The organism is Vibrio sp. 10N.222.48.A3, from assembly GCF_041475345.1.
Lineage (GTDB): Bacteria > Pseudomonadota > Gammaproteobacteria > Enterobacterales > Vibrionaceae > Vibrio > Vibrio tasmaniensis_A.
The window spans coordinates 1-1,714 of the sequence record NZ_JBFRVX010001151.1; the positions used below are offsets into that span (position 1 = coordinate 1).

Sequence of the window (1,714 nt, forward strand, 5' to 3'; positions counted from 1 at the left end):
TTTTTGACCTTAGTAAATGGTGTCGATTTCCATTTATCTGTTCTTACCTCTTCACCGGGCGTGTACATACGTAACACTGAATACCATTGATGATCGGGGATAGGTAAGAAGTTAGGATCATCTTCATGCCCTTTTACATCGCTACTCATGTAAATGGTGTAGCTGCCATCAGCATTAGGCGTTAGCGTTCTGTCTCCACGGGAATGACGGTTTAAGTCATTTTTCTCCATCAATCGGGTTTCACCACTGTAGGCCGTGTATGACCAAAAACCACCCTCTTCTAGCGGCGGCGCATCGAAGGTCACCGTGTAATCATACTTACTACCATCGAGCGCACCACCTTCACTATCGAAGAAGTCACCGCTGTACATAGTGTGTTTTGCAGGCAGCCCCCATTGGCCCATTAAGGTGCCGTAGGCGTGCTGAAAACTTGGAACCTTGGTCATTTCATCGCGAGTGCCTAATACGTCACGTGAATCATCAAAGCCCGCATTAATGATTCGTTCCAGTCCGTCTTTTTGACCAGACTCGATCATACTAAGCTGCTCTGCCGTAAATGGATGATTGGCTTTGCCTAATTCAACATCTCCTAAGCCAATGTACTCGAACAGTTCAAGCAGCTTTTGGTCATGCGTCTTCATTGTTCCTTCAGACAGGATGAAATTGGTTCGTTCGACCCAATTAGAATCTTCAGGGTCTGGATACTCGCGCTCAATAGGAACTGGCCCTTTCTGACCTAAGTATTCCGACAACGTCCTAACATTCCATTGATCCATTAACTTTTGAGCAGTTGCAGAATCGTCACCGCCAAGGTCCATGATTCGACCCATCATTTTGACCAGCGGGTGCTCGACATAGATGACTTGATCGACACTCGCAGGCACTTCACCTTTCCACCCTTCAACTGCATACATGAAACTGCCGCCTTTTGTGCCTCGCTGTGGAGAGCCAAAAGCCGAGTCAGTAAAGTGCTGCATATTCATGGTATGGAACAACCAGTATCGATTGTCATCATGGTCTGGAATCGTAACGATGACAGGCTCTGCTGCTAGATCCATCCAACCCATCAAATGTAACGTGTCATTGTTAATCGTCGGGTGCGCAGTGTAAGTGTCGTCAGCAAGTATTCGAATATTTTGGAATCGATTCAAAGGGTAATCTTGCTCAACGACGGTTTTGTAAAAGTATTTGTAGGCTTCATCTATCGAGTACGCGTACTCATAGGCAAGTTGTGCCAATAGCTGATTATCCTTTTTGAGCGACGCTAAACTCGCCATCTCAATGGGTAGAGTTTCCGTCTTGATCTCCATTGCTGTTTTTGTTGCCACAGATGCGCTCGTCGCGTCCACGGATTGGCTCGCGAGTACCGGAGACGGAAGTGCAACCATGAAAGCACAAGTCAGTGCTGCCGCAAGTATGTTTTTTTTCATCATTTAATGTCCTAACTAAAAACGAGTACGGAAGGTGATCCAAGTGTTGTTGTCAGTATCACCACTAAAAATGATGATGTTGTCACTATCGACCTTGTAGCCCAGCTGCATTTCAGCAGAGAAATCTCGAGTGTTCTCACCATCTAACCCGTAGGTGTATTGGGGGGCGAGTAGAAGATAAAATTGGTCAGCAAAATCGTACTTTAGATAGTTGATACTGCTGATGATTTGCGTGTCCTCAAACTTATTCTCCTCCTCCCACATTTGTCCGTACGTTATGGCGC

At 46.0% G+C, this 1,714-nt stretch carries 1 protein-coding gene and 1 pseudogene; both read right to left on the minus strand.

The window, feature by feature from the left end:
* Positions 1-1,433: DUF1254 domain-containing protein (locus AB4653_RS24520; RefSeq protein WP_372105540.1), on the minus strand; the 1,433-nt coding region annotated here is incomplete at its 3' end.
* Positions 1,434-1,445: 12 nt separating this feature from the next.
* Positions 1,446-1,714, minus strand: a pseudogene (locus AB4653_RS24525) (hypothetical protein); the annotation flags it as partial.